Source organism: Lysobacter enzymogenes (assembly GCF_900106525.1).
Classification (GTDB): Bacteria; Pseudomonadota; Gammaproteobacteria; order Xanthomonadales; family Xanthomonadaceae; genus Lysobacter; species Lysobacter enzymogenes.
Map to the genome: position 1 here is coordinate 114,590 of NZ_FNOG01000003.1, position 21,734 is coordinate 136,323.

17 protein-coding genes and 1 pseudogene are annotated in these 21,734 nt (G+C 68.1%); 5 read left to right on the plus strand and 13 right to left on the minus strand.

The genetic code is table 11. From position 1 onward, the window contains the following. The first annotated feature begins 396 nt into the window (after nucleotides 1–396). Nucleotides 397–1,491, plus strand: coding sequence for a TraB/GumN family protein (locus BLU84_RS08210; RefSeq protein ID WP_074865062.1), 1,095 nt, complete (start codon nucleotides 397–399; stop codon nucleotides 1,489–1,491). 176 nt (nucleotides 1,492–1,667) lie between these two features. Here BLU84_RS08210 and rnfB read toward each other — a convergent pair whose 3' ends face one another. Together rnfB and metG are read right to left on the minus strand one after the other, a co-directional pair. Continuing rightward, a complete protein-coding gene (rnfB, locus tag BLU84_RS08215) occupies nucleotides 1,668–2,078 on the minus strand; it encodes an Rnf electron transport complex subunit RnfB (RefSeq protein WP_074865065.1) in 411 nt (136 codons plus the stop codon). A gap of 98 nt (nucleotides 2,079–2,176) precedes the next feature. Next, entirely contained in the window at nucleotides 2,177–4,252 is a 2,076-nt protein-coding gene (gene metG, locus BLU84_RS08220; RefSeq protein ID WP_074865068.1) for a methionine--tRNA ligase, read from the minus strand. 35 nt (nucleotides 4,253–4,287) lie between these two features. Here metG and BLU84_RS28400 point away from each other — a divergent pair, with 35 nt between their 5' ends. Beyond that, entirely contained in the window at nucleotides 4,288–4,521 is a 234-nt protein-coding gene (locus BLU84_RS28400) for a DUF6053 domain-containing protein (RefSeq protein WP_425479352.1), read from the plus strand. A gap of 81 nt (nucleotides 4,522–4,602) precedes the next feature. On the opposite strand, the gene BLU84_RS08225 is transcribed toward BLU84_RS28400, so the two are convergent. From BLU84_RS08225 to BLU84_RS08235, 3 genes are all read right to left on the minus strand, one after another. Beyond that, a complete protein-coding gene (locus BLU84_RS08225) occupies nucleotides 4,603–5,040 on the minus strand; it encodes a DUF2147 domain-containing protein (protein WP_074865071.1) in 438 nt (145 codons plus the stop codon). A 260-nt stretch (nucleotides 5,041–5,300) separates the two neighbouring features. After that, the gene (locus BLU84_RS08230) at nucleotides 5,301–8,294 is read right to left on the minus strand and encodes a TonB-dependent receptor domain-containing protein (protein WP_074865074.1); all 2,994 of its coding nucleotides are present in this window, start codon (nucleotides 8,292–8,294) and stop codon (nucleotides 5,301–5,303) included. Nucleotides 8,295–8,715: 421 nt separating this feature from the next. Further along, nucleotides 8,716–11,538 carry a TonB-dependent receptor plug domain-containing protein gene (locus tag BLU84_RS08235; RefSeq protein ID WP_074865077.1) on the minus strand — a complete coding sequence of 941 codons (2,823 nt, stop codon included), beginning with the start codon at nucleotides 11,536–11,538 and terminating at the stop codon, nucleotides 8,716–8,718. A gap of 486 nt (nucleotides 11,539–12,024) precedes the next feature. Between BLU84_RS08235 and apbC the strand changes: the two genes are divergently transcribed. Then, nucleotides 12,025–13,089 (plus strand): iron-sulfur cluster carrier protein ApbC, encoded by a 1,065-nt coding sequence (gene apbC, locus BLU84_RS08240; RefSeq protein WP_233431102.1) that lies wholly within the window; start codon nucleotides 12,025–12,027, stop codon nucleotides 13,087–13,089. Nucleotides 13,090–13,252: 163 nt separating this feature from the next. Next, nucleotides 13,253–13,825: a dCTP deaminase gene (gene dcd / locus BLU84_RS08245; RefSeq protein ID WP_074865080.1), complete on the plus strand. Its 573-nt coding sequence runs from the start codon at nucleotides 13,253–13,255 to the stop codon at nucleotides 13,823–13,825. A 64-nt stretch (nucleotides 13,826–13,889) separates the two neighbouring features. Here dcd and BLU84_RS28405 read toward each other — a convergent pair. Beyond that, nucleotides 13,890–14,213: pseudogene (locus BLU84_RS28405) on the minus strand (DUF6053 domain-containing protein); the annotation flags it as partial. Nucleotides 14,214–14,232: 19 nt separating this feature from the next. Between BLU84_RS28405 and BLU84_RS08250 the strand changes: the two are divergent. Beyond that, entirely contained in the window at nucleotides 14,233–14,745 is a 513-nt protein-coding gene (locus BLU84_RS08250; RefSeq protein WP_074865083.1) for an RDD family protein, read from the plus strand. Between the two features lie 175 nt (nucleotides 14,746–14,920). Here BLU84_RS08250 and BLU84_RS08255 read toward each other — a convergent pair whose 3' ends face one another. From BLU84_RS08255 to BLU84_RS08280, 7 genes are all read right to left on the minus strand, one after another. After that, nucleotides 14,921–15,235 (minus strand): hypothetical protein, encoded by a 315-nt coding sequence (locus BLU84_RS08255; RefSeq protein ID WP_074865086.1) that lies wholly within the window; start codon nucleotides 15,233–15,235, stop codon nucleotides 14,921–14,923. Between the two features lie 206 nt (nucleotides 15,236–15,441). Next, the gene (gene pcp / locus BLU84_RS08260) at nucleotides 15,442–16,110 is read right to left on the minus strand and encodes a pyroglutamyl-peptidase I (protein WP_074865089.1); all 669 of its coding nucleotides are present in this window, start codon (nucleotides 16,108–16,110) and stop codon (nucleotides 15,442–15,444) included. After that, entirely contained in the window at nucleotides 16,107–17,060 is a 954-nt protein-coding gene (locus BLU84_RS08265) for a DUF979 domain-containing protein (RefSeq protein WP_074865092.1), read from the minus strand. Before BLU84_RS08265 ends, pcp begins: the two co-directional genes overlap by 4 nt. Next, on the minus strand, nucleotides 17,057–17,779 hold the full coding sequence (locus BLU84_RS08270) for a DUF969 domain-containing protein (RefSeq protein ID WP_074865095.1): 723 nt from the start codon (nucleotides 17,777–17,779) through the stop codon (nucleotides 17,057–17,059). The genes BLU84_RS08265 and BLU84_RS08270 overlap by 4 nt, the downstream gene beginning before the upstream one ends. 82 nt (nucleotides 17,780–17,861) lie before the next feature. Beyond that, the gene (locus tag BLU84_RS08275) at nucleotides 17,862–18,605 is read right to left on the minus strand and encodes a LamB/YcsF family protein (RefSeq protein WP_074865098.1); all 744 of its coding nucleotides are present in this window, start codon (nucleotides 18,603–18,605) and stop codon (nucleotides 17,862–17,864) included. 13 nt (nucleotides 18,606–18,618) lie between these two features. Further along, a complete protein-coding gene (locus BLU84_RS27090; RefSeq protein WP_170849122.1) occupies nucleotides 18,619–18,783 on the minus strand; it encodes a LiaI-LiaF-like domain-containing protein in 165 nt (54 codons plus the stop codon). Nucleotides 18,784–19,771: 988 nt separating this feature from the next. Continuing rightward, entirely contained in the window at nucleotides 19,772–21,634 is a 1,863-nt protein-coding gene (locus tag BLU84_RS08280) for a DUF885 domain-containing protein (RefSeq protein ID WP_083382434.1), read from the minus strand. Between the last annotated feature and the right edge of the window lie 100 nt (nucleotides 21,635–21,734).

Consider the following 21,734-nt stretch of genomic DNA (forward strand, 5'->3'; position numbering starts at 1 on the left):
GAGTCCTGTCGCGGTGAAGCCCTGGATGCCCGCCTTCGCGGGCATGACGGTAGGTCGGTTGCGCGGTCTGGCGCCAGGCGGGTTGCGCGGTTTGGGCGATAGCTGGGTTTCGCGGCGCCCCTTCAAGCCGTTATCCCCGCGAAAGCGGGGATCCAGAGACTTCAGCGCCATGCCTCGCCAACCCCGGCCCCGGCGCATCGATGGCCGCAAGCCGCACCCGCACGATTCGGCGCCCGCCCAATCCCGCAGCGCCCGCGATTTGCGATCGCAGTCGTTTACGCCTTCGTAATACGAACCCCAAGCCCCGCGTTCTACACTGGGCGCCCGTTTTCTCGCGCCGCGCCGCCGTCTGCGCCGCGGCCGCCGCCCGCCCATCTCCGAGGTCTTCGTCGCCCCATGCGGTTGCTCAAGCTGTTCGTCCTGCCCTTGTGCGCCGCGGTCGCGCTGAGCGCGCCGCTGACTTCGGCCACCGCCACCGGCGCGGTCGCGCAGGCGGCCCAGGCCGCGGCCAAGCCGCCGCCGGTGCCGATGCTGTGGCGGGTGTCGGACGCCGACAACGCGGTGTTCCTGCTGGGCTCGTTCCATCTGCTGCGCGCCGACGATTACCCGCTCTCGCCCGACATCGACCGCGCCTTCGCCGCCTCCGACAAGCTGGTGTTCGAAGTCGCGCCGGAAGAAATGTTCGACCCCAGCGTCGGCCAGCGCTTCCTGCAGCGCGCGCGCTACGACGACGGCCGCACCCTCAGCCAGACCTTGCCGGCGGACCTGCGCGAGAAGCTCAACCGGGTGCTGGCCAAGAACGGCCGCGCGCTGAGCCAGGTCGATGCGCTGGAGCCGTGGTTCGTGAACCTGTCGCTGGTGCTGGGTGTGTCGCAGTCGCTGGGCTTCAGCCCGCAGCTGGGCCTGGACCAATACCTGATGCGTCAGGCCGCCGAAGCCGGCAAGGGCGCGACCGGGCTGGAGAGCATGGACCACCAGCTCGACGTGATGGACGCCAGCCCGGCCGACGAGCAGATCAAGGCGCTGCGCGAATTCCTCGACCGGCCGACCGAAGTGCCGGGCATGCTCGAAGAGATGCACACCGCCTGGCGCGAGGCCGATCTGGCCAAGCTCGACGAGAAGGCGCGGGTGGAGATGCAGGTCAAGCAGCCGCAGACCTATCGCATCGTCAACGTCGAGCGCAACGAAGCCTGGGTGCCGCAGATCCAGAAGCTGCTCGACGAGCAGAAGAAGGGCGACAGCCTGGTCGTGGTCGGCAGCCTGCATTTGCTCGGCAGCGACGGTTTGGTCGAGCGTTTGCGCGCGAAGGGCTACAAGATCGAACGGATCTGCTCGGCCTGCGCCGCCGGCACGGCGGATCTGGCGCCGATGCCGCCGCCGCCCGCGCCGGTGGGGCCGCCGGTGCGTTTGACCGATGAGCCGCGCGAAGGCGGTCCGAGCGGGGCGGCGAAGCCTGAGGGCAAGGCGAGCGAGCGCAAACCCAAGCACTGACGTTCGCGCGACGAAGCGACTGTAGGAGCGGCGCAAGCCGCGACCGCGAAACTTCGCTTGCGTCGTATCCGCGATGGCGCGGTCGCGGCTTGCGCCGCTCCTACAGGTAGATTGCGCAGCAGCGCGTCGATCGGACGATTGCGCGCAGCCTTGTCGATCGAAAGATTGCGCGCGGCTCAGGCCGCCGGTGCGACCAGCACGATGCAATCGACCGGGCACGCCGGTACGCACAGTTCGCAGCCGGTGCACAGCGGTTCGATCACCGTGTGCATGTGCTTGGCCGCGCCGATGATGGCGTCGACCGGGCAGGCCTGGATGCACTTGGTGCAGCCGATGCAGTCGGCTTCGACGATCAGCGCCACCGGCGGCGTCGCCAGGTGGCGGCCGCGTTCGCGGTCGAAGGGCGGCGCCGGCACCTCCAGCAGTTTCGCCAACGCGCGCGCGCCGGCATCGCCGCCCGGCGGGCAGCGGTCGACGCCGGCTTCGCCGTGCGCCATCGCTTCGGCGTAGGGGCGGCAACCGGCGTAGCCGCACTGGCCGCATTGGGTCTGCGGCAACAGGCGGTCCAGGCGTTCGGTCAGGTCCATGAGAGCGGGCGTTGGCGAGAATCGGAGTCAGAAGTCAGCGAAAGCCCAGGAGCGCGGCTGCTTGCTGTCTGCTGACTCCCGACCGCTGCCTTCTGGCCTCAACGCACCGGCATGCCCGGCTGCGCGCCGCCGTCGGCGTCGAGCAGGAACAGGTTGCCGCCGTCGAAACCGGCCGACAGGATCATGCCTTCGCTGAGGCCGAAGCGCATCTTGCGCGGCGCCAGGTTGGCGATGAACACCACACTGCGGCCGACCAGCTTTTCGGGTTCGGCGTAGGAACCGCGGATGCCGGAGAAAATCTGGCGCTTGCCCAGTTCGCCGGCGTCGAGTTCGAAGCGCAGCAGCTTGTCGGAGCCGTCGACGAACTCGCAGGCCAACACTTTGCCCACGCGCAGGTCGAGCTTGGCGAAGTCGTCGATGGCGATGGTGGCGGGCGCGTCGCCGGTCGCGGCGGGCTGGGCTTCGGCCTTGGCCGCGGGTTTGGCGGCTGCGGTCTTGGCGCCGGCGGCGGGAGCCGCGGCGGTGAGGGATTCCTTGCTGGCTTCGATCATGGCGTCGATCAATTTCGGGTCGATACGGGTGAACAACGGGACGTAAGGGGCGATGGCGCGCGCGACCAGCGGCTGGGCGAGGTCGCTCCAGCGCGTCACCGGCGCGGCGAGGAAGGCTTCGCTTTGCGCGGCCACGCGCGGCAGCACCGGCTTGAGCGCGGCGGCGATCACCCGGAACAGGTTCAGGCCCTGGGTGCACACCGCCTGCAGCTCGGCGTCGGCGCCGTCCTGCTTGGCCAGCACCCACGGCTTGCGCTCGTCGATGTACTTGTTGGCTTCATCTGCCAGCGCCATGGTCAGGCGCAGCGCGGACGCGGCTTCGTTGGCTTCGTAAGCGCGCGCGATCGGCGCGATCTGCTCGACGAAACGCGCGTACATTGCCGGCTCCGGCAACGCGTCGGCCAGGCGCCCGTCGAAGCGCTTTTCGATGAAGCCGGCGCAGCGGCTGGCGAGGTTGACGAACTTGCCGACGGTGTCGGCGTTCACCCGGGCGACGAAGTCGGCGAGGTTGAGGTCGATGTCCTCGACGCCGCCGGTGGTCTTGGTGGCGAAGTAATAGCGCAGCGCTTCCGGATCCAGGCCCTGGTCGAGGTAGGTGCGGGCCTGGATGAAGGTGCCGCGCGATTTCGACATCTTCTCGCCGTTGACCATCAGATAGCCGTTGACGTGCAGGCGCGTCGGCGCGCGGAAACCGGCGCCGTGCAGCACCGCCGGCCAGAACAGGCCGTGGAAGGTGACGATGTCCTTGCCGATGAAGTGGTGCAGTTCGGCCTGGCTGTCGCGCGCGAGGTACGACCAGAAATCCAGGCCCTTTTTCTCGCACAGGGTCTGGAAGCTGCTCAGGTAGCCGATCGGCGCGTCGATCCACACGTACAGGTACTTGCCCGGGTGGCCGGGAATCTCGAAGCCGAAGTAGGGTGCGTCGCGCGAGATGTCCCAGGCGCGCAGGCCGCCGTCGGCGTCGAGCCATTCGTGCAGCTTGGCGCGGATGCCCGGCGTGGCGACGTCGCCGGCCAGCCACTCGCGCAGGAACGCTTCGAAGTGGCCGACCTCGAAGAAGAAGTGTTCCGACTCGCGCAGCTCCGGCGTCGCCCCGCTGACCACCGAATGCGGCTCGAGCAAGTCGGTCGGCGCGTAGGTGGCGCCGCAGTTCTCGCAGTTGTCGCCGTACTGGTCGGGGGTCTTGCAGTTCGGGCAGATGCCTTTGACGTAGCGGTCGGGCAGGAACATCTGCTTGACCGGGTCGAACAACTGCGCGACCGAGCGCCGGCCGATATGGCCGTTGTTGTCCAGGCGCGCGTAGATCGCCTCGGTCAACTGGCGGTTGGCGGCCGAGTGGGTGGAGTCGTAATGATCGAAGGCCACGCCGAAGTCGGCGAAGTCGCGCTCGTGGCGGACCTGGATTTGCGCGATGTACGCCTCCGGCGTCTTACCGGCCTTTTCCGCGCCGAGCATGATCGGCGTGCCGTGGGTGTCGTCGGCGCAGACGTAGTGCACCGTGTGGCCGGCCATTCGCTGCGCCCGCACCCAGATGTCGGCCTGCATGTAGCCCACCAGGTGACCGAGGTGCAAGTCGCCATTGGCGTAGGGCAGTGCGTTGGAAACGACGATTTCGCGGGACATAGACGGAAGGGCCGTAGGTGGTCGTGAATTATGGCATGGGCGGCCGCGAGGGCCGGGCTGTGAACGCTGTGCGGGCTTGTGGTTGTGTGCGCAAGGGCCTGGGCTGTGTGGGAGAACCTGGGCTGTTTGTGGGAGGGCCTTCAGGCCCGATGCTTTTGTCTCAGATCGCCGCTGATGGACCGGAAAGCGTCGGGCCTGAAGGCCCTCCCACAAACCTCAAGGTCGGGCCTGGATGCTTGATCTGGCGAGCCTGGAAGCAAGAAACCTAGTCAAGACCGAAATCGTCCGGCCCAAAAGCAAGAAACCCGGCCGAGGCCGGGTTTCCGTATGCGAAACGGACCGGCCGGGACTTATTCGTGACGCATCCAGGTCTGGTTGCGGCCGATCAGCGAGAAGCCGATGAAGCCGCGCACTTCCAGCTTCTTGCCGCCGTCCTGCGGGGTGACCTTGACCGAATAGACCTTGCCGCTGGCCGGATCGAGGATCTTGCCGCCGTCCCAGGTATCGCCGCTCTTGCGGATGCCCCACAGGATGACCATGCCCTTGATCGGCTTGCCCTTGCGCTCGCCGTCGCACTTGTCGCAGACCGGGTTGGGACCGTGCTCGGACTGCAGCACTTCGTTGACCCGGCCGGCGAGGCTGCCGTCCTTGGCCTCGTAGATCTCGACGATCGACTTGGGCTTGCCGGTCTTGTCGTCGATCGTGGTCCAGGACCCGACCGGCGTGGCCTGGGCGAACGCCGCCGCCGGCAGCGCGAGCAGCAGCAGGGCGAGCAGTTGTTTACGCATGTATCCCCTCCCAGAGACGTGAGCGTGGTGGCCGCGCGCCGTGAGCCGGCGCAGCGGGACGCGTTCTTTATACCGCATCCGCACAGGTATGGAAGCCGCGCGGCGCGCGTTCAGGCGCGGCGCGGCGAAACCGCCGCCGCGGGCGTCGCAGCCGGCGCGCGAACGTCTCGCCAATGGGCCGAAAACGGCCGGCGCCGAAAACGAAAAGCCCGGCATGCGCCGGGCTTTTCGCTGCAACGTTGGAGCGGTGATCGCCGACCTTAGAACTTGTAGGTCGCGCCGGCGTACACGTAGCGGCCGATGGTGTCGTAGTTCGAGTTGGTGGCCAGCTCGCCGAAGTAGCTCACCGGCGGATCCTTGTCGAACAGGTTGTCGGCGCCGATGTACAGGTCCAGTCCGGTGTTCGGGACCTTATAGCCGACCTGCAGGTTGTGGTAGGTGTACGACGCGTTGCGGATCGGGCTGACCTGGCCCGGGTTGCTCTGGTAGCTCCACGGTTCCACGCGCAGGTTGCCGTCGATGTAGCGCATGTCCCAGCTCGCGCGCCAGTTGCCGATCTTGTAGTTGGCGTTGAGGCTGGCGCGCCAGCGCGGATCGCTGACGTAGTTCAGGTACTCGCGGTACTCGTTCGGGAACTCCTGGAACGCCCACTCGCGCGAGGAGATCAGGCGCGTGCCGACGAAGCGCAGCGAGGCCTGGCCGCCGAACATCTCGAAGCGGTAGTCGGCTTCGATGTCCACGCCGGCGCGGCGCGAACGGGCCAGGTTCTCGTTGAGCGCGGTCCAGTTGTAGATCGAACCGGCCGGGAAGGTGCGGCCCTGCGGATCGACGTAGCCGCCGGCCGGAGCGCGCTTGATCATCGAGCAGAAGCCGTTGCCGACGCCGCCGGGCGAGTCGACGCAACGGGTCGCCAGCTGTTCGGCGGTGACCGCGCCGATCGCGTCCTTCAGGTTGACGCGCCAGTAGTCCACCGACAGGCCGAAGCCCTGGATGAACTCGGGCTGCCAGACGAAGCCGTAGGAGAACGAACGCGCTTCTTCCACGTCCAGGTCCGGGTTGCCGCCGCTGACGCCGGGGTAGTTGCCGCCGTACTCGTTCTGGAAGTTCGCCGGCAGGCCCAGCGCGGCGCAGTTGCGCGCGCGCAGCGCCGGATCGGCCGCGGTGTTGACCGAATTGCGGCGGCCCGCGCGGGTTTCGCAGGGGTCGTAGATGGTGGCGAAGTTCTGGGTCTGCGGGTTGAACAGCTCGCCGATGTTCGGCGCGCGCACCGCCTGGGCCAGGCTGGCGCGGACGCGGAAGGAATCGTTGATCGCCCAATCCAGGCCGATGTTCCAGGTCTTGGTCTCGCCGACCGTGCTGTAGTCGGAGTAACGGCCGGCCAGGTCCATGCTCAGGCGCTGCACGCCCGGCAGGTCCGCGAGCAGCGGGATGGTGGTTTCGGCGAAGATTTCCTTGACGCTGTACTCGCCCTTGCGGCTCGGGATCGCGTTGAGGAAGGTCAGGCCCTGGGCGGCCAGCGGATCGGTGTTCTCCTGGCTGGTCTCCTTGCGCCATTCCACGCCGCCGGCGAAGCCGACGCCGCCGGCCGGCAGCTCGAACAGCGCGCTGTTGGCGACCGACGCGCTGAACACCTTCTGGGTCAGCTGGGTGCGGTTGCGGGCGTCGTAGTTCATCCAGTCGGCCGCCTGGCGGCTGACCGCGCCGTCGCCGAACACGCTGAAGGGCACGCAGCCCTGGCGCGACAGGTCGAGGTAGCGCACGCCGGTGTTGGGGTTGATCGCGTTGGGGTCGAGCGTGGTGCGGCAGACCAGGTTGCCGGCGCCGTCGCGCACCACGTCCATGCCGGCCTGCCAGCGGTCGTTGATGCGGTTGTTGAGGTTGCGGCGGTCGATCTCGGTCTTGCCGTAGTTGGCCGAGACCTCATAGGTCCAGTTCTCGGTCAGATAGCCTTCCAGGCCGGCGACGTAGCGCTGGGTGGTGCGCTCGACGTTCTCGCCGCGACGGCCGGCGTCGACGTTGAAGCGCGAGACCTGCAGCATCTTGTCGCGGTCGGTCAGGCTGTTGAGGCCGTTGGCGTCCATCAGCGCGGCCAGCTGCGGCGAGATGTAGGCGTTGTCGCGGCGGATGCGGAAGGGCTGGTCGTAGCTGGGCTGGGCCAGGAAGTCCGACTCGGTCTTGGTGTACTTGCCTTCGAAGAAGAACTTGTGGTTCTCGTTGATATCGAAGTTGACCAGGGTGTTGACGCTGTAGCGGTCGAAGCCCGGCTGCAGGTCGGCCACGCTGTTGAGGTCGACGAAGTCGCAGTTCACGCAGGTGTTGGCGCCGTCGCGCGGACCGTCGTAACGGGTCGGGCGGAAGGTGCCGTCGGGGTTGAACTGATAGCGCTTGCCGCCGGCGTTGAAGGTGCCGCCGAAGGAAATGCTGGAGTTGCCGCCCGGGCCCATGAGCACGCGCTGCGGGTTGTCCTGGCTCGGCGGCAGCTTCGGGTTGAAGTTCGGGTTCGGCATGCTGACCAGGTTTTCGCGCCCGATCTGGCGGTCGTTGCGGCCGAAGCGGTCCTGCTTGCTGTACTCGGCCGAGTACACCACGCTGCCGCGGCCGCCGGCGAACTCGTTGCCGCCGGTGAAGCTGAAGAACGAGCGGCTGAAGTCGCCTTCGCTGGCGTCGCCGGTCTGGGCGCGCAGCTCGTAGCCGTCGAACTTCTTCTTCATGATGAAGTTGACCACGCCGGCGACCGCGTCGGCGCCGTACACGGCCGAGGCGCCGCCGGTGATCACTTCCACGCGCTCGATCAGTTCCACCGGGATGGTGTTGATGTCGACCGCGGTCGAGCCGGACAGGCCGCCGACGTGGCGGCGGCCGTTGACCAGCACCAGGGTGCGGGTGGTGCCCATGCCGCGCAGGTCGAGCAGGCCCAGGCCGGCGGTGCCGATCGAGCGGGTCGAGTTGCCCATGGTGTAGGTGGCCGACAGCTGCGGCAGCGTGGTCATCAGGTCGGCGATGGTCACAGCGCCCGTGGAGCGGATCTCTTCGGAGCTGATGCCGACGACCGGCGAGGGCGTGACGAAACCGATGCGCTTGATGCGCGAACCGGTGACGGTGACCGCGTCGATGTCGGTCGGCGAAGCGGCCGCGCCTTGGGCGGCGGCGGCTTCCTGGGCGCCGGCGGCGCCGGCAACGGAAAAGGCGATCGCGGAGACGAGCGCTGCCGTCAGCCTGCTGCGGTGCAGGCCGAACGAGTTGGGTGCTGCCATCGGTGGTTCCCCTAGCTGAAATTGAAGCGCGAAAACGGAAGTGCGCGGTCTAAGTACATGTTTTGGTTGCCTTCCAAGGCGTTAACACTCCCTTTACGAAACTGAACTTAACACATCCGTAATATTTGCTTTTTGGCTATGGGCGCTCGTTGATTTTGCCGAATCTGTCTTGCAAGTTGTTGATTTTTAAGTTCGATATCGGCTATGTAAAGTGAATGGGGCACCTTCGGGTGGGCAATCGATAAAGCCTTACATCACATAAAATCCGTGTGTCTTGCCGTTATTTGGCAATTGGAAGTTGCACTTCGGTTCGCTCGCCCGGCCGCTGGAGGCCGCCGTCGCCCAGGCGAAAAAAAGCCCGGCCGAAGCCGGGCTGTGTGAACAAATCGCAGGCCGCAAGGCCGATTCGTTTAAAGACGCATCAGTGGAAGGAGTATTCGAACTGCGCCGAGACCTCGCGGCCGATCGGGCTGTAGGCGCGCCAGAAGTACGGATAGGTGTTGAAGCCGCCGTCCTGGGGATGGAACTTGTTGAACACGTTGTTGACGAACACCGTCAGCCGCGCCTTCTCGGTGATCTGCTTGCCGAGGTTGGCGTTCCACAGGAAGTACGGCGCGATGCGGCCGGTTTCCTGCCAGTTCGGCAGGCTGCCGTAGCGGGTCATGAACACGGTCGCGTTCCAGTCGTTGCGCTGCCAGTTCACCGAACCGCGCACGCGGCTGCGGAAGTCGAAGTTGCCCGGGTCGTCGCGCCAGTCGCGGTCCACCGGGTCGGTGGCCAGCAGCTGGCGTTCGCTCTTGAGGGTGTGGGTCCAGCCCAGCTCGGTGCGGAAGTCGCCGAAGCGCTGCGTGCTGAAGCGCCAGTTGAGCGCGGCGTCGATGCCCGACACGCGCAGCAGCGACTGGTTGACCGGGCCGCTGCGCACGCCGTCGATGCGCGTGGTCGGCTCGCCCGGCGCGTCGATGCGGTTCACGCGGCTGACGATTTCCTGGCAGAACGCCGAATCCGGCGAGAACTGGAACGGCTGGCGGGTGCGGGTCAGGCCCGTGCGGCAGCCGGCTTCGTTGTCGAGGATGTAGGCGCTGGACAGGGTGGTGACCGCGTCGTCGAGCTTGATGTCGTAGTAGTCCACCGACAGCGACAGGCCGTCGACCACGTCCCACACCACGCCGGCGCCCCACGACTTGCCGGTTTCCTCGGTCAGCGTCGGCTCGCCCTTGCTGGTGGCGAACACCGAGTAGTTGTAGACCGAGCCGGTGCACGAGGCCGCCGGCAGGCCCGCGCTGAGGCAGCGGTAGGTGTCGAGCGAGGTGGTGAAGCTGCCGCTGCCTTCGTTGAACACGAAGTGCATGTCCGGCGCCTTGAAGCTGGTGGAGTAGTTGCCGCGGAACAGCAGGTTGTCGAGCGGGCGCCACTCCAGGCCGTAGCCCCAGGTCTTGGCGTCGTCGACCGCGGTGATGTCGTCGTACTTGTCGAAGCGCCCGGCCAGGCTGCCCTTGAGCGAGGGCAGGATCGGGATCGAGAACTCCACGCCGGCGGCGTAGCGGCTGCGGTCGCCGCCGCCGTTGGTGCCGGTGAGGTTGTAGGTCTCGATCACCGTCGGCAGGATGCTGCGCGGCGACTTGAGGTCGTAGCCTTGCTTGGTGAAGTCCAGCACCGCGGCGAAGCCGAGCGGGCCGGCCGGCAGGTCGAACAGATCGCCCGACAAGGTCGCGCTGCCCTGGGTGACCCAGGATTCGGATTCGTACTTCAGCGTGTCCGACATCGCCCGGTACTGCTCCGGGGTCAGCGGGGTGTAGAAGCGGTCGAGGTTGAGCTTGTAGCGCGGCGTGCCGGTGGTGTTCAGGCGCGGGCCGAAGAACCAGTCGGTGACCTTGGAGCCGTCCAGGCGCTGGCGGGTGCGCTCGGCGCGGTATTCGGCGCGGCCCAGGGTCACGTCCCAGTCGAAGCGGCCGATGGTGCCGCGCAGGCCGAAGGCCAGGTCGAGCGACTTCTCGGTGTAGCGCTGGTACAGGCCGTCGACGCCGCCGTATTCCTGCGGGGTCAGCACGCGCTGCATGTTGAGGTTGGTGTTGAAGCCGGTGTCGAACCAGGTGGTGACGCGGCCGGTGCCGTCGATGTGCGGGCCGCTGATCGCCTCGGTGCCGCCGGCGAGCTTGGACTTGGAATAGAAGCCCTGCAGGCTGGTCCAGGCCTGGATGCCGTTGGCGAAGTCGTAGGTGCCGTAGAAATAGCCCGACCAGTCGCTGTTGCCGTTGGCGATGGTCTGGTAGCTGACGTCCTTCCAGCTGCCGCAGCCCGGGCCGAGGTTGGTGACCGCGCGGGTCGCGGCGACGACGGTGCGGAAGTTGTAGTCGACGAACTCGCCGCCGAAGCGGTCGCAGGTGCCCGGCGGCGGCGCGATATAGGAACCCGCGGCGCTGCCCGGACGGTTGAGGCGGATGCTCGCGGTGGGCTGGTTGACGCCCAGTTCCGGGGTCGGCAGCGGGTTGTCGTCGGCCGAATCCATGAAGCTGCGCTGGAACGCCCACACCGGCTCGTCGGCGAAGTACTCCAACGCGTAGGTGACGCTCCAGTTGTCGCCGGAACGGCCGCCGACCCACTGCACGTCGCCGTAGTCGCCGCCGCCGGTGGTGGTGGTGCCGCCGCGCACGGTCAGCTTGTCGCCGTTGAAGTTGGTCTTGAGCACGACGTTGATCACGCCGGCCACGGCGTCGGAGCCGTAGATCGCGGACGCGCCGCCGGACAGGATCTCGATGCGGTCGACCGCGGCCGAGGGAATGTTGCCGAAGTTCTGGAAGTTGCTCTGGCCGTTGTACGGGAACGGATAGTCCGCAGCGCGGCGGCCGTTGATCAGCAGCAGGGTGCGGCCCGGGCCGAGGCCGCGCAGGTTCACCGGGCTGCCGTTCGGGGTGAAGCCGCCGGCGGAGTTGAGCTCGTTCTGCACCGCGCCGCCGTTCTGGGTCAGCGTGGACAGCGCGTCGAACACGGTGACGAAGCCTTCGCGCTCGATCTGGGTGGAGCTGATCACGGTGACCGGCGAGGGGCCTTCGATCTGGGTGCGCTTGATGCGCGAGCCGGTGACCACCACGCCTTCGACGTTGGTCGGCTTCTTCGCGCCTTCGCCGGCCGCGGCCGGTTCCTGCTGCGCCTGCGCCGTCCCCACGACGCCGCCGATCAGAATCGCGGCCGCAAGCGCCCGCGACAGCCTGCTCGGGCGCAGGCCGCTGTTGTTGAGTGCCATCTAGGTTTTCCCCTGGAACGATTGAAGTTCGCGGTCGTGTGCCGCTGTGTGCCGACCTTGGCGGAAATCTTGCTCCCTAGAGTCGAAATTAACACGGGATTAACCGTGGAGTCATCATAAAACAATCAAAACGTGGTCGATCGGCCCTTGCTATTTAATAAATTATTGAAATTTAAGTATATTTTTTCATTATTTGAGGCGCCGAAGCAGCGAAAATCCTCACGGCGGGGTGAATTCGCACCCGTATCGGCATGCTTCGTCGCAGGATTATCCAATTTTGAATTGCATATTCAGCGAGCGTTCGGTTGCATAGCACGCCCGGTCGGGCGCCCGCTCCGGCAGCGCCATCGGTTGCGGCGGCAACGGCCCGGACGGGACGTTTGTGCGACCCAGGCCTTAACATGAGGCCCGGGCCGCGCCAGGCGGCCGCTGGTTTCCTTTCAGAGCCTCCATGCCTCTCCATTTCCCTGTTGCCGGGCGTCCGGCATGAACGAATCGCTGCAGGCCGCGATCGCGGCGATCCACCTTCCCGATACCGAACTGAGCCTGGCCGACAGCGGCGCGCGCGTGCGCGCCGGCGCCGCCGACGGCCGGGTCGCGGTGTCCATCACCGCCGGTTTCGCCCTCGACGGCATGCGTCCCGCGCTGGAAGCGGCGATCTCTGCGACGCTGGCGCCGCGGGGGCTGGCCCTGGCCAGCCTGGAACTGATCGGGCGCATCGTCTCGCACGCGGTCCAGCCCAAGCTGTCGCCGCTGGCGAACGTGCGCAACCTGATCGCGGTCGGCTCGGGCAAGGGCGGGGTCGGCAAGTCGACCACCGCGGTCAACCTGGCGTTGGCGCTGGCGCTCGACGGCGCCCGCGTCGGCGTGCTCGACGCCGACATCTACGGCCCCAGCGTGCCGACCATGCTCGGCGCGCACGGCAAGCCCGACAGCCCCGACGGCAAGCACATCGAACCGCTGCGCGCGCACGGCATCGAGGCGATGTCGATCGGCCCGCTGGTCGAGCAGGACACGCCGATGATCTGGCGCGGGCCGATGGCGACTTCGGCGCTGACCACCTTGCTCAACGACACCCAGTGGGGCGAGCTGGACTATCTGATCGTCGACCTGCCGCCGGGCACCGGCGACATCCAGCTGACCCTGGCGCAGAAGATCCCGGTCGCCGGCGCGGTGATCGTGACCACGCCGCAGGAAGTGGCGACGTTGGACGCGCGCAAGGCGCTGCGTATGTTCGAAAAGGTCGAAGTGCCGGTGTTGGGCCTGGTCGAGAACATGGCCGTGCACGTGTGCTCGAACTGCGGCCACGCCGAGCACCTGTTCGGCGACGGCGGCGGCGCGCGCATGGCCGCGCAGTACGGCGTGCCGCTGCTGGGCAGCCTGCCGCTGGAGATCGCGATCCGCGAGCAGGGCGACGCCGGCGTGCCGGTGGTGATCGCGCAGCCCGATTCGGCCGCCGCGCGCGCCTACCGCGGCACCGCGCGCCGGCTGGCGGCGGAACTGGCGAAGCGGCCGCGGGTGGCGCCGTCGATTTCCGCCTCGCTGCTGTAAGCGCGGGTTGAGCCCGCGCGCGCCTGCGTGCGCGGGCGCCGCGCCCAGGCCGCAAGAACGCGGCCGCGGCCGCAGCCTTTACAATCCCGGACCGGGCGCCCCGCGCGGCCGGCCCCCACAACGCAGACCGCGCGGCCCGGCCGCGCCTTCGAAGGAACACCGCATGAGCATCAAGTCCGACCGCTGGATCCGCCGCATGTCCGAGCGACCCGACGGCATGATCGAGCCGTTCGAGCCCGGCCAGGTCAAGCAGTCCGCCGACGGCCAGCGCATCGTCAGCTACGGCACCTCCAGCTACGGCTACGACGTGCGCTGCTCGCGCGAGTTCAAGGTGTTCACCAACATCAACTCGACCATCGTCGATCCCAAGCATTTCGACAGCGGCAGCTTCGTCGACGTGGAATCGGACGTGTGCATCATCCCGCCGAACTCGTTCGCGCTGGCGCGCACGGTCGAGTACTTCCGCATCCCGCGCGACGTGCTGGTGGTGTGCCTGGGCAAGAGCACCTACGCGCGCTGCGGCATCATCGTCAACGTGACCCCGTTGGAACCGGAGTGGGAAGGCCACGTGACCCTGGAATTCAGCAACACCACGCCGCTGCCGGCGCGCATCTACGCCAACGAGGGCGTGGCGCAGATGCTGTTCTTCCAGTCCGACGAAGTCTGCGAGACCTCCTACAAGGACCGCGGCGGCAAGTACCAGGGCCAGGTCGGCGTGACCCTGCCGCGCACCTGAGCTTGCCGCGCAACGGAGCCGGGCACGTTCGCGCCTGGGCTTGTGCGGCAAGGGCTTTGGCTTTTGTGGGAGGGACTTCAGTCCCGATGCTTTTATTTCCGGTCGCCGCGACCTGAGCGGAAGGCGTCGGGACTGAAGTCCCTCCTACAAGGTCGGCCGCCGCCTGCCGCAGGCGTCGTTCTTTTCCGAATCGGGGCAACCGCCCGCACCGCACGCTGCGCCCTGCGCGTCGCCGTTTTTCGCACCGCTTGCGCATCGGCGGTGCCTGCGCAGACCGTCGTCGGCCGAGAAAAGACCGCGATCGGTGCATCCGCGCACGGTTTTGCCTGTTATCTTTCCCGGGCCCAACCTGGGGCCGTGCGACGGGGAATCGCGCGGACCCCTCCATCCCTGCAAGGAGTAGACGAATGGACCCGCAAAACCCTTACCAGAGCCCGCAGTCCGAACTCACCGCGCCCAGCGGCGGCGACGATGAGCTGGCCGACCGCGGCATCCGCCTGGTCGCCGCGATCATCGACGGCGTCATCATGATGGTGGTGATGCTGCCGCTGATGTTCCTGGGCGGCTATTTCACCGCGATCATGGAAGCCGCGCAGGCGGGCCAGCAGGCCTACGGCCTGCAGATCGCCTGGGGCATCGGCGGCCTGCTGCTGTTCTTCGCCGTGCAGTACCTGCCGCTGAGCCAGAGCGGCCAGACCTGGGGCAAGCGGGTGATGAAGATCAAGATCGTCGACCAGGACGGCAACAAGCCCGACCTGGCCACGCTGATGGGCAAGCGCTACCTGTTCCAGCAGGGCATCGGCCTGATTCCGTGCCTGGGCGCGATCATCGTGCTGGTCGACGTGCTGATGATCTTCCGCGAAGACCGCCGCTGCCTGCACGACCAGATCGCCGGCACCCGCGTGGTGATCGCGCGCTGATCCATCGCGCAACGCAGTCGCAAAAAAGCCGGCGCCGCAAGCGCCGGCTTTTTTGTTGGGGGGCTTCCTGTAGGAGCGGCGCGAGCCGCGACCGCGGCAACGCAGCTACGACGAAACCTGCGGCGCAGTTGCGTTGTCGCGGTCGCGGCTCGCGCCGCTCCTACAGGGGCTGCGGTCAGCCGCGCGGCTTTTGGTAGGTGACGAAGAAGCCCTGCAGGTCGCCGTTCTCGATGTACGGCTCGACGCTGACCACGTCGTAGCCGCGGGTGGCGAAGGCCTGGTGGGCGCGGCTGAGCGCGTTGGCCGCGCCCTGGTTGCGGAAGCCCCAGGTCGCGTCCACCCACAGCGTCACCGCATGCAGGTTCTTGGTCACCGCGTCCTGCGCGACCTGGTCGGGATTCTTGTCGAACAGGCCGGCGTGGGCGGGCGCGATGCCTGCGCCGACGGTGGCGGCCGTGGCGAGCAGGGCGGCGAGCAGGATGCGGTGCATGAAGAGTCTCCGGCGTGCGGCCGTCGCGGCCGCGGTCGAGGGGAAAGGCCGCCGGCGTAGCGGCGGTCGGGTGCGGCAAGGGTGGCACGGCGGCGGCCGCGCTTCGACCCGCCGGCGCGCGGCGTTCAGCGCTCGCTGCGCTCGGCCGGGCGATGCGCGATGGGCGAAGCGAGGTGCGCGACCTCAGCGGCCGCGCGCGATGGCGCTCAGTGCTCCGCGCCGCCGGCCAGCCGATGATCGACCTCGGTGGTCAGCGCGGTGGCGATCATCGTGCGCAAGGCGCGCGCCACGCTGTCGATGTCCAGGCTCGGCGCGCCCGGTTGCTGCGCGGCCTGCGCGGGCGAGTACGGGATATGGACGAAGCCGCCGCGCACGCGCGCGTCGCCGCGCAGCGCCAGTTCGTGCATCAGCCCGTAGAAGACATGGTTGCACACATAGGTGCCGGCGGTCTGCGAGATCTCCGCGGGCACGCCGGCCGTATTCACGGCCGCGCGCAACGCCTTGATCGGCAGCGAACTGAAGTACGCCGCCGGCCCGCCGGCGATCACCGGCGTGTCGATCGGCTGCGCGCCGAGGTTGTCGGCGATGCGCGCATCGTCGACGTTGATCGCGATGCGCTCGATCGACAGCTGCGCGCGTCCGCCGGCCTGGCCGATGCACAGCACCAGCGCCGGGCGCAGCGCGTCCAGGCGTTCGCGCAGGCGTTGCAGCGAGGCGCCGAACGCCACCGGCAAGCAGTCGGCGACGACGCGGCGGCCGCCGATGCGCTCGCCGTCCAGGCGCTGCACCGCCTCCCAGCTGGGGTTATCGCTTTCGCCGCCGAACGGAGCGAAGCCGGTCAGCAGTACTGGCGCGCTGTCGAAGCCGCTCGTCATCGCAGCGCGATCCAGTACATCAGCAGCACGTTGCAGGCCAGCAAGATCGCGCCGGTGGGCCACTGCGCGCGGATCACGCCGTAGGGATCCTTGAGTTCCAGCAGCGCCGCCGGCACCAGGTTGAAGTTGGCCGCCATGGGCGAGAACAGCGTGCCGCAATAGCCCGAGAGCATGCCGATCGCGGCCAGCGGCGCGGCGTCGGCGTGGTGGTGGCCGACCAGCAAGGGCAGGGCGATGCCGCCGGTCATCACCGGGAACGCGGCGAAGGCGTTGCCCATGATCACCGCGAACAGCGCCATGCCCACGGCGTAGGCGACGACCACGGCGAAGGCGTTATCGACCGGGATCGCCATGCGCACCACCCCGGCCACCGCCTGGCCGACGCCGCCGGCTTCGAACACGCTGCCCAGGGTGGCAAGCAGCAGCGGCAGCAGCGCCGCCCAGCCGATCGCGTCGACCAGTCGGCGCGATTGCTCCACGCCGCTCCACGGCGTCTGCCGGGTCAGCCGGCAGGCGGCGACCAAGGCGACGATGCAGGCGAAGGCCAGGCCGATCAGGGTGACGTTGGCGGTTTCCAGCAGCGGCGTTTGGCCGATGCGCACGTACTTCAGGCCCAGCGCGAAGACCAGGGTGACCGCGGGAATCAGCAGCGCCGGCCAGAACAGGCGGTTGCCCAGGCGCTGCGCCTCGCCGGTTTTTTCCTCGCCGCTGGTTTCGGCGTAGCGGCCGCGGCCGAGGCCGCCGAAGCCGGCCAGCAGCGCCAGCGCCACCACGCAGGCGCCGACGACTTTGTTCGGCAGGTGCTCGGCCAGGAACATCAGCGTGGCGATCAGGCCCCAGAACGCGGCCGTGGTCCAGCGCCGCGGATTGGCCGCGTCGCGCGCGCCGCGCCACGCCAGCGCGGCGAAGTACAGGCCCATCAGCCAGTAGACGAAGCTCAACCCGATCATGCGTCGCGCGCCTGGTCGGCGAGCGCGGCGACTTCGGCCGCGCGCTGGCGCTGCAGTTGTCGGATCATTCGGCGCTCGAAGCGCAGCACCCGGATGCAGTGGATCACGAACGCGCAGATCGCGGTCGGGATGCCCCACATCGCGATGTGCAGCGGGTCGAGGTTGAGGCCGTGTTCCTTGAAGAAGCTCTGGATCAGCAGCACCGCGCCGAAGGCGATGAAGATGTCCTCGCCGAAGAACAGACCGACGTTGTCGGTGCCGGCGGCCATCGCGCGGATGCGCTGGCGGGTGTCTTCATCGAGATCGCCGTGGCTGGCCTGGGCCGCGCCCTCGGCCATCGGCGCCAGCAGCGGGCGCACGGTCTGCGGATGGCCGCCGAGGCTGGTCAGGCCCACCGCCGAGGCGATCTGGCGCATCAGCAGGTAGGCGATCAGCAGCCGCGCCATGGTCGCCCCGCGCAGCCGTGCGACCCAGCGTTGCGCGTGTTCCTTCAGGCCGTGGCGCTCGAGCAGGCCGATCACCGGCAAGGTCAGCAGGAACAGCAGCAGGAAGCGCTTCTCGGTGTAGGCCTTGCCGAGCACTTCCAGCACCTCCAGCGGCGAGATCTTCGCCGCCAGCCCGGTGATGAAACCGGCGACGACCACCACTAGGGCCGGATTGAGCCGCAGCACGAAGCCGAGCGCGAGCGCGGCGACGCCGATCAGGGGCCAATAGTTCATGCAGCAGCGTCCTCGCGTGGCGGAAGGAAGAACCCATCGATGCGAACCGGGCAGCGATCCTTCGCCTCGCGCGCCGCCGCCGTCACAGGGCGGCGACCCTCACGCCCTGGGCTTCGAGCGCGGCGCGCACCGCGCGCGCGAACTGCGGCGCGTCGCTGCGGTCGCCGTGCAGGCACAGGGTGTCGGCGCGCAGCGCGATGGTCTCGCCGCCGGCGACGCGCACGCGTCCGTGCAGCGCGAGCTCGCGCACCTGGGCGATGGCCGCGTCGAGCGATTCGATCACCGCGCCGGGCTGGCCGCGCGGCAGCAGCCGGCCGTTGCCGGCGTAGCCGCGTTCGGCGAACACTTCGTGGGCGACGCGCAGGCCCAGGCGCTGGGCGGCGTCGGTGAGTTCGGACTGGGCCAGGCCGAACACGATCAGGGTCGGATCGAACTGCGCCACCGCGCCCGCGATGGCGTCGGCGACGCTGCGGTCGTCGGCGGCGAGGTTGTACAGCGCGCCGTGCGGCTTGACGTGAGTCAGGGCGACGCCTTCCTCGGCGGCGATCGCGGCCAGCCGCTGGAGCTGGCGGCGTACCAGCGCGGCGATGTCCTCGCCGGGCAGCGCCAGCGTGCGGCGGCCGAAATGCTCGCGGTCTTCATAGCCCGGATGCGCGCCGGCGGCGACGCCGTGGGCGCGGCACAGGCGCAGGGTCGCGCGCATCGTCGCCTCGTCGCCGGCATGGCCGCCGCAGGCGATGTTGGCCGAGCTCACGTACGGCAGGATCGCGGCGTCGTCGCCGCAGCCTTCGCCGAGATCGCAGTTGAAGTCGATGCGTCCGGACATGGCGTGGGCGGAACTAGTTGCGCTTGAACAGCAGGCCCAGGCCGACGGCGATCAGCACGGCCGGCCACCAGGTCACCAGCAGTTTGGTCAGGCTGAGATTGGTGAAGCCCAGGTTGTTGAGCAGGAACATGGTGCCGATGACGATCAGGATCAGGGCGCCGACGACGTGGGATTTCATGCTGTTGCGGTCTCGCTGTGGTGCGGGGGCGGGTGGGCTTGGGACGGGGACGAGTCTAGTCGGGTTGGGGCGGCGGGACTATGGGGTGGGAGGTGAATGGGGCGAGGCGAGGGGGCTCGGTCTGGGGCTGCGGCGAGTGTGGGGATGCATTCGAGGAACTAGGCTGGGCGCCGATCGGTGTGATCGCGTTCGAGCGGGTGATCGGGTGGGGCCTGTGTCGCGTGCGGGCCGATGCGGTGGTCGCGAGGATTTCGTCGTGGTTGTGTTGTTGCGGTCGTGGCTCGCGCCGCTCCTACAGTCGGATACGAAACTTGCCGGAGCCTCCTGTAGGAGCGGCGCGAGCCGCGACCGCGACAATGCATCTACGACGAAACTCGCCTATGCCCGTTGGTTGCGTTCGACGACCAGCGAAGATCAGGAGCTTCCGTCCGCAAGCGGCCGGGTCACTTTCTTTGTCTTGCCAAAGAAAGTAACCAAAGAAAGGCGCTTTCCTTGTTTTCGAATCAAGAGCCACTAACGGGCAGAGCCTGCGCAGGGATGCGCCACACAGGCCATCCATGGCCTGGGTGGCGCACGGCGCACATCCTGTGCGCCGCCCTATCGGGTCTACGCTTGCCTGTGGCGAGTTCGGGGCGGCGGGGGGAGCGAAGGGCAACGGCAACGGCCATGTGCATTCCGGTTTTCGTCGGAATGATGGGCTGGAGGTTGTGGGGCTTGGAGATTGCGGCGGAGCTGCGTCGCTGCGGTTGGATTCCGTTTTTCGCCGGAATTGCGCAGTAACGGCTGGCGGCAGGCGAGGCCGGTTCCGTGAGCCCGATGAACTTGGGCGTTCACTGGGGCTAGGGCGCGGCGGATCCGCGTTGCGGATCGTTGCGGGGCAGGCGTCCGGTCAGCGCTCGCAGATAAAAAATCGGGGCCGCGAACGGCCCCGTGTTCCAAGCGAAAGATCTCGCCAAATCGATTCGTGTCGGGTGCGGCGCCGTTGCGGTTACGACGCCTTCTTGGCGTCGCCGGCCGGAGCGGCAGGAGCGCTCGTCGGCGCGCCGGCGTCGGGCGCTGCGGGCGGCGGCGTGGTCGGCGCGGCGGTGGTCGGGGCGCTCCACAGTTTGGTTTCCGGTTTGCCGCTCATCATCTGCGCGCGCACCAGCGGCACCGGCGGGCCGCCGTAGCTCAGGAACTGGTCGTGGAAGGCCTTCCAGCCGCTGCGGCCGCCGTGGTTGGCGGTCCAGTCCTCGCGCAGTTGCAGGATCATCAGCTTGCCCAGGGTGTAGTTGAGGTAACCCGGGTCGTAGGTGCCGCGCGCGGCCTGTTGGCGGGCGTTGCCGGGGTCCTGGAAGGCCTTGTCCTTGAACAGTTGTTCGGACTGGGCCACGGTCATGCCGCCGGTGTGCAGGCCGATCGCGGAGACGTAGCGCACGTCGCGCAGCAGCGCGTTGGTGAGCTGGCCGATGTGGATTTCCGGGGTGGCGCCGTCGAGGCCGGCGTCGAACATCATCTCTTCGGTGTAGTGCGCCCAGCCTTCGGTGTAGGCGTAGCCGACGAACAACTGGGCGAACTTCCACTGCGAGCGGTTGGCGTGCAGGAAGTGCAGGAAATGCCCCGGCCAGACTTCGTGCGCGGAGGTGAACAGCAGGTCGGCCTTGCCCGGCACGTAGGCGTCCTGTTCGGCCTTGGGCCACTTCGGATCGGGCGGGGCGATGTAGTAGACCGAGGGCAGGTTCTTCTCGTACGGCCCCGGAATTTCGATGTAGGCGAAGTTGCTGCGGTTGAACGGCGGCGCTTCTTCGACCTTGGCCTGTTCGGTGCCGGGGATCGAGACCAGATCCTTGTCGACCACGAACTGGCGCAGCCCGGCCAGTTGCGCGCGCGCGCCTTCGACCGCGCCGCCGACCGGCTTGTCGGCGCCGGCCTTGTCGACGCAGGCCTGCAGGCTCTGGCCCTTGGCATAGGCCTCGCACGCGCTCTTGAGCGCGGCCAGGTTGCGGGCGAGGTCGGCTTCGCCGGCGGCCTTGAGCTGGTCCAGCGGCAGGTCGACGCCTTCGGTGGCCTTGAGCATGCGCGCGAACTTGTCCGCGCCCAGGGCGAAGTCCTGGGTGGCCTGCGGCTTTTGCTGGCTCAGGTGATCGGCCAGGCCCTGCATCGCTTCGATGGCCTTGGCGTTGGAGGCGGCGAAGCGTTTTTGCAGCGCCTCGTCCTTCACTTCGGCGAAAGCCTTGGGCACGTCGGTCTTGAAGAACTCGGCCATGCCGCCGAAGCCCATGACGCCCAGGTCGATGTAGGTCGCCGGCAGCGGGCCCTGGAGGTTGGCGCGGATCTGCTCGGCCGCCTTGGGCAACGCTTCCTGGTAGGCGGCGAACGCGGCCATGCGCTGTTCCAGCGGCGCGTAGGGGCGGGTCAGGTACATGCTCGGCGACAGGTCGCCGAGGTAGAAGGCCGGGTTCTTGGTGGCGAAGCCGGAGTCTTCTAACCAGAACAACTGGCCGTCGATGGTGGCCAGCACGTAGTCGCGCTGGAAGCGCTGGCCGGCGTCGAGGCGGTCGTCGCCGAACGCGGCCACCGCGTCGCGCTGCTGGTGCAGCCACTGGATGGTGGCCTGCAGCGCCTGCGGCGAGTAGTCGGGCAGCTTGCCGTCGAACTCGTGCTTGCCGGCGTTGGCGGCGGCGACCGGGTTGCGTTCGAAATAGCCTTGCACGAAGGCGTCGACGGCGGCGTTCCATTCCGCGCCGGCGGCGGGCTTGGCCGCGGCCGGGGCGGCGGCGTCGCCGGCGGGCGGGGCGGTTTCGGATTTGCAGCCGGCGACCAGCGCGGCGGCGACACAGGCGGACAGGGACAGCAGACGCAGGCTACGCATTGCGGGGTCTCCGGGCATCCAGGGCGGGCGCGGCTGGCGCACCATCCTCTGCGCTGTGGCGACGTTTGCACAGTGACTTTCGCCATACCGCCGGCCATCG